We start from the raw sequence: 4,527 nt of genomic DNA, 5'->3' as shown, positions 1-4,527 counted from the left end.
TCGAGAATGGGACTGTCCAGACTGTGGGACTCACCATGACCGAGATATTAACGCCAGTAAAAACATTTTGGCCGCAGGGCTTGCGGTGTCAGTCTGTAGAGCGACCATAAGACCAGAACAGAGTAAATCTGGGGCGGCAGGTGCGGAACCCCGCAAGGGAAAGAAGCAGAAACCTAAATCGTGAGGTTTGGGAATCACCGTCCGTTTACGGCGGCGAGGATGTCAAGATGAGTAAGGAGAAAAATTCCTAATCAGTTATTGTCCGTCTCCAGAGGGCAAAAACCGTGAGCAGAAAAGGAGTAAAAACCAGAATTAAAGTGTTAAGAGGACTGGGAGCGATCGATAATAAAGGGGCAAGATATTTAATTCCCAGGGAAATCAAAGCCGATATCAAGATTATTTTGATAATAAAGCCGCTCATAGATCAATGTTTAGGTGACACCAGCACTATCTTATCCCTGAAGAGGTTAAAAATTGCTCAAAATGTGGAAATCATACCCCATCAGTTTTATTAATACTAGGGCGAAGCGGCTAGATTTTCTGGGGGAGGTCGGTTCCGAGGGAAGAGGAAAGTATGAGACAATGGAAAGAAAAGGCTGAGTCAATTAACTAGAGATATTCATTGCTAGGACTGAAGACTTAATGGCCAGGACGAATCTTGACAACAAATAAAATTTACCCTGTCCACCGCCTCTATCTTGCCGCCAATAGTCACCGTGATCACTTTAACTCTTTTACACCCCAGTCAGGCCACGCCCCTACAACATTGGCAGTTTGACAATGATCAATCAACCATTCTCATCGGCAGGGCGCTGGATAATCATGTAGTTCTCTATAGTGCTGTGGTTTCGAGGCGGCACTTAGAAATCCGCCATAATAATGACCACGATGATTGGGAATTGGAAAATTTAGGGGCAAATGGGACGTTTCTCAATGGCAAACCGGTCGAGAAAACCGTCGTCGTTGATGGTATGGTGGTTCGTTTAGCCGCCTCCGGCCCGCAAATTCAAATTCGTCTCATTGATGAGGACGAGCAACCAAAATTAATCCTCAAATCCCTAGAGGCTCCTTTGGTGGGCAACCAAACTCAGCCAGAAAAGGATACTATCGCCAGCTAGAAAATATTAAATTTTTATAAAGTTTTTTCAATTTCCCTAACAAAATGTAAAAATAGATACAGAATAAGAAATAAAATCTTCTAGCTTGCTGTCCCTAAATAGGGACGACAAGAGAGATTAAAGTCAATTTAAAGCATTGCAGGGAGTCGGTGATATGACGTTAGCCTATCGAGGAGTTAAGTACGAAAGGGATTCTCTCCCCTTGGAGATGAAGACCGGAGATATCGGGGGTAAATACCGAGGTCAAGACTGGAATCACCATTATCCTCGCCATATGCTCCAATTAGAACCGAAACTGCATCGTCAGTATCGTGGAGTTGCCTACAGCACCCGTCCTCATCTTGCCGGACAAGTCATCCCAAGCACTTGTCCGTTGCCTGTTGTCAAACCCCCTGTTGTTGTCCAAGAGGAAACCCTTTCTAGCATCCATCTGAACAATATTCGTCTTCGTCTGGAACGTCGTTTACAAATCGCTCAAGAGAATGGTGACGAAACCCTCGTTAATCTCTTGAAAAAAGAATCCCAAGACTTAGCCTTAAACTGCTAGATTAGCAGTTTTTCTCCACTTTCCCCTCGGTTCTGCCGGGGGGAATATTTTTGGGCGCAAAAATGCCTAAATCTTCCCCCCGCTCACTCCCTGGGCCGGCACTTTTTGATTTTAAAAAAGCCTAAAGATATTATCCAACAAGATTTTTAGATTTTTTCAGCCAACTCTAGTTAGGAGCTTACAAGCTTTTAAGTAGGTAGGCGTTAAAAATGATCAGATGCCCCCCTTATTAAGGGGGAATTAAGGGGGGACTAAGGGGGGATCGGCACCCCCCTTATCAAGGGGGATCCCCCCGCCTTCGGCTTCCCCCCTTATCAAGGGGGATCCCCCCGCCTTCGGCTTCCCCCCTTATCAAGGGGGGCTAGGGGGGATCGAAGCTAAAATCCATTTTTAATTTAATTATAACCAGCTACTTAATTATATTAGGTCGAGGTCTATTCTAGTTCGGGTTCGGATTGGGGTGTTGTATTATTTCCACAACATTTTTGATACCTTGAATAAAAGTTTGAAAACTACGGGATTTATTTTCAGTTAGGGAAAGATGGGGGGCAATCTGTTTAGAGTGGGTTCCTGCATAATACTCTTTCACTAGCTTTGTTAATTCTTGTTTGGCCGAGTTAAGCAGGTCCGGTTCTCTGTATTTACTTTTATTTTGTTTTTGACCGAGACTATTTAAATTATACGCCTTGGCCACCGCTGCTAAATCTCCCAGAAACCAAGATTCTAATTCATGGCAAATAATCCGAATTAAGACTTGAGCATCACTGGCATTTTGACAAATTTCCCCTAGGTCTTTTTTGAGTTTTTGACAGTCGTGGGAATCCTGATCGTGAACAATAATAAGTTTGGTATTGGGACTAGATTTATTGAAAGCTTTGAGTTTTCTAGGAATAGATTTTGCTAGGTCTTGTTTACCTTGATGACTAATACATTTATAGCTGATTTCTGGGGGAATAAGCTTAGGCAAAAGTTCTTCTAACACATTTTTTATAGATGACTCTTCTAGCAAAAATACGATATCATAGTTCATTAGGGTGCTACTCCTTCAAACCAGCCTTGATTCCAAAGATAGCCGGGTAAATCGCCTGCCGCTACTAAGTTTTTGAGGATTTCGCTATCGGCAGCCCTATGGATTTTGGTGATACCTTGGCATTTAATTAGCCAGAAAATACTAGCTAGTGGAACCGCATTGATAAAATCGGGGGAGTGGCTAGAAACAAATACCTGACCCCCCCGATCACTATAGTGGGCGAATTCTTCGGCTAGTTCTTTTAATAAAGTAGGATAAAGTTGGTTTTCTGGTTCTTCGACACAGAGTAGGGGATGAGGATTGGGATCGAATAGTAATATTAAATAAGCGAACATTTTCATAGTTCCGTCAGAAACATAGCGATCAATAAAAGGGTCTTTAAAGGCCTGATCTTGAAAACGTAAAATCAAGCGACCGTCTTCGGTTTCTTTGGCTTCCACAGAGGAAATACCCGGAACTCGTTGTTTCATTTTTTCGAGAATTTGCTGAAAAATTTTGGGATATTGTTGATAAATATATTGAGCAACTGTAGCTATATTGTCGCCAGTAGGGGATAAGTGTTCAGCATAAGATATTTCTTTACTTCCTCTAGCTTCGCTAATATGAAAGTCAGAAACGTGCCAATTTTCAATCAGAGAACGAAAGGCTGTAGCGGCTTTAAAACGTTGAAATTGTCCTAATCCTTTGATTGCTAGTATATCGTTAGATTCTAGCTGTTGTTCTTCTCGATCGAGTTCTTTATCCGGTTTACTAAAATCTTCTTCGTTGGTGATAGCATATCCTTGACCAAGTTGAAAATCTAAAAAATGAAAAGGTTTACCGTGTTCACCCCGTTTATAGCGAAGTATTTCGCGTTTGATAACGGGACGATTATTGTTTTGTCCAATTATAAGTATATAAGTAACCAGACGTTCTGTATCTAAGATTTTCATGCGAAATTGCAGCTCGATTTCAATATCTTCCTGTTCTTGACCTCTAGTGATAATTTCTCTATAACCGCCGCGAATTTGTAAAGCTTGGCGAATGTTGTTTTTAAGGGCATCTCGCAGAAACCCAAAAATATCAAATAGAGTAGATTTTCCCGTGCCGTTAGCTCCAATAATCACGCAAAAAGGGGGAATATCTCTTATGTGTATATTTTTAAACATACGATAGTTTTTTATTTTAATAGAAACAATTTTCATGATATAATCGAGCCGTTATAGTTTTTTTTATTATACGATTGATCAGGTGAAGATAATTGATCAATTAGTTAGTCAAAAAAGCCAGAGATTAGGCTCTCTTGGACATGGGGGGATAAATCAGCTAGAAACTAGAGAGGCAAGCTCAACAATGACAGAATCCCCTCTGAGCGTCACCAGACTCAACACAAGTTGGACAAAATAGCGTAAATTGTCTATAAATTTGTTCAACGACTTCAATTAGTACAAATGTTTGACTGTATTATCATCGGTGCGGGACCAGCAGGAGCGACGGCGGGTTATCATCTAGCTAAAAAGGGGCGATCGATCCTGATCCTCGATAAAGCGAAATTACCCCGTTATAAACCCTGTGGTGGTGGTGTATCCCCAGCAATTAAGCAGTGGTTTGATTTTGATTTTACCCCCGTGATTGAGAATACCGTCACCCAAGTGGAGTTTACTTGGAAACAGGGGGATGCCGCCACCACTAAGTTAAATATGCTAGAACCAATGTGGATGGTACAAAGGGATCGTTTCGATGATTTTTTAGGTCAACAGGCGATCGCAGTCGGGGCAACCATCCAAGATAACAGCGAAGTTACCCAGATCAAATTCGTCCAAGATCACTGGCAAGTTACCACATCCCAAGGA

At 41.8% G+C, this 4,527-nt stretch carries 7 protein-coding genes; 4 read left to right on the top strand and 3 right to left on the bottom strand.

The genetic code is table 11. The annotated features are described in order from the left end of the window. On the top strand, positions 1-184 hold a 184-nt coding region (locus tag PX481_RS02030; RefSeq protein ID WP_288093437.1), incomplete at its 5' end, for a zinc ribbon domain-containing protein. A gap of 63 nt (positions 185-247) precedes the next feature. Here the strand turns inward: PX481_RS02030 and PX481_RS02025 are convergent. Continuing rightward, complete coding sequence (locus PX481_RS02025; protein WP_167341553.1) at positions 248-421, bottom strand: hypothetical protein; 174 nt, start codon at positions 419-421, stop codon at positions 248-250. Positions 422-716: 295 nt separating this feature from the next. Between PX481_RS02025 and PX481_RS02020 the strand changes: the two genes are divergently transcribed. Both PX481_RS02020 and PX481_RS02015 read left to right on the top strand, forming a co-directional pair. Beyond that, on the top strand, positions 717-1,118 hold the full coding sequence (locus tag PX481_RS02020; protein WP_002756949.1) for an FHA domain-containing protein: 402 nt from the start codon (positions 717-719) through the stop codon (positions 1,116-1,118). 154 nt (positions 1,119-1,272) lie between these two features. Further along, positions 1,273-1,665, top strand: coding sequence for a DUF4278 domain-containing protein (locus PX481_RS02015; protein WP_002756950.1), 393 nt, complete (start codon positions 1,273-1,275; stop codon positions 1,663-1,665). Positions 1,666-2,104: 439 nt separating this feature from the next. Here the strand turns inward: PX481_RS02015 and PX481_RS02010 are convergent, their stop codons facing one another. Together PX481_RS02010 and PX481_RS02005 are read right to left on the bottom strand one after the other, a co-directional pair. Beyond that, the gene (locus PX481_RS02010) at positions 2,105-2,695 is read right to left on the bottom strand and encodes a DUF4276 family protein (RefSeq protein WP_288093434.1); all 591 of its coding nucleotides are present in this window, start codon (positions 2,693-2,695) and stop codon (positions 2,105-2,107) included. Further along, positions 2,695-3,879 carry an AAA family ATPase gene (locus PX481_RS02005; protein WP_288093432.1) on the bottom strand — a complete coding sequence of 395 codons (1,185 nt, stop codon included), beginning with the start codon at positions 3,877-3,879 and terminating at the stop codon, positions 2,695-2,697. The genes PX481_RS02010 and PX481_RS02005 overlap by 1 nt, the downstream gene beginning before the upstream one ends. Positions 3,880-4,125: 246 nt before the next feature. Between PX481_RS02005 and PX481_RS02000 the strand changes: the two genes are divergently transcribed. Next, on the top strand, positions 4,126-4,527 hold a 402-nt coding region (locus PX481_RS02000), incomplete at its 3' end, for an NAD(P)/FAD-dependent oxidoreductase (protein WP_288093430.1).

Source organism: Microcystis sp. M53603_WE2 (assembly GCF_030065435.1).
The sequence above is the reverse complement of the archived record's forward strand: the minus strand, read 5'-3'. Positions and strand labels throughout refer to the sequence as shown.

Coding starts and splice junctions, on each gene's coding strand:
- PX481_RS02025 (WP_167341553.1), bottom strand. CDS start 421: ATGAGCGGCTTTATTATCAAAATAATCTTGATATCGGCTTTGATTTCC.
- PX481_RS02015 (WP_002756950.1), top strand. CDS start 1,273: ATGACGTTAGCCTATCGAGGAGTTAAGTACGAAAGGGATTCTCTCCCC.
- PX481_RS02010 (WP_288093434.1), bottom strand. CDS start 2,695: ATGAACTATGATATCGTATTTTTGCTAGAAGAGTCATCTATAAAAAAT.
- PX481_RS02005 (WP_288093432.1), bottom strand. CDS start 3,879: ATGAAAATTGTTTCTATTAAAATAAAAAACTATCGTATGTTTAAAAAT.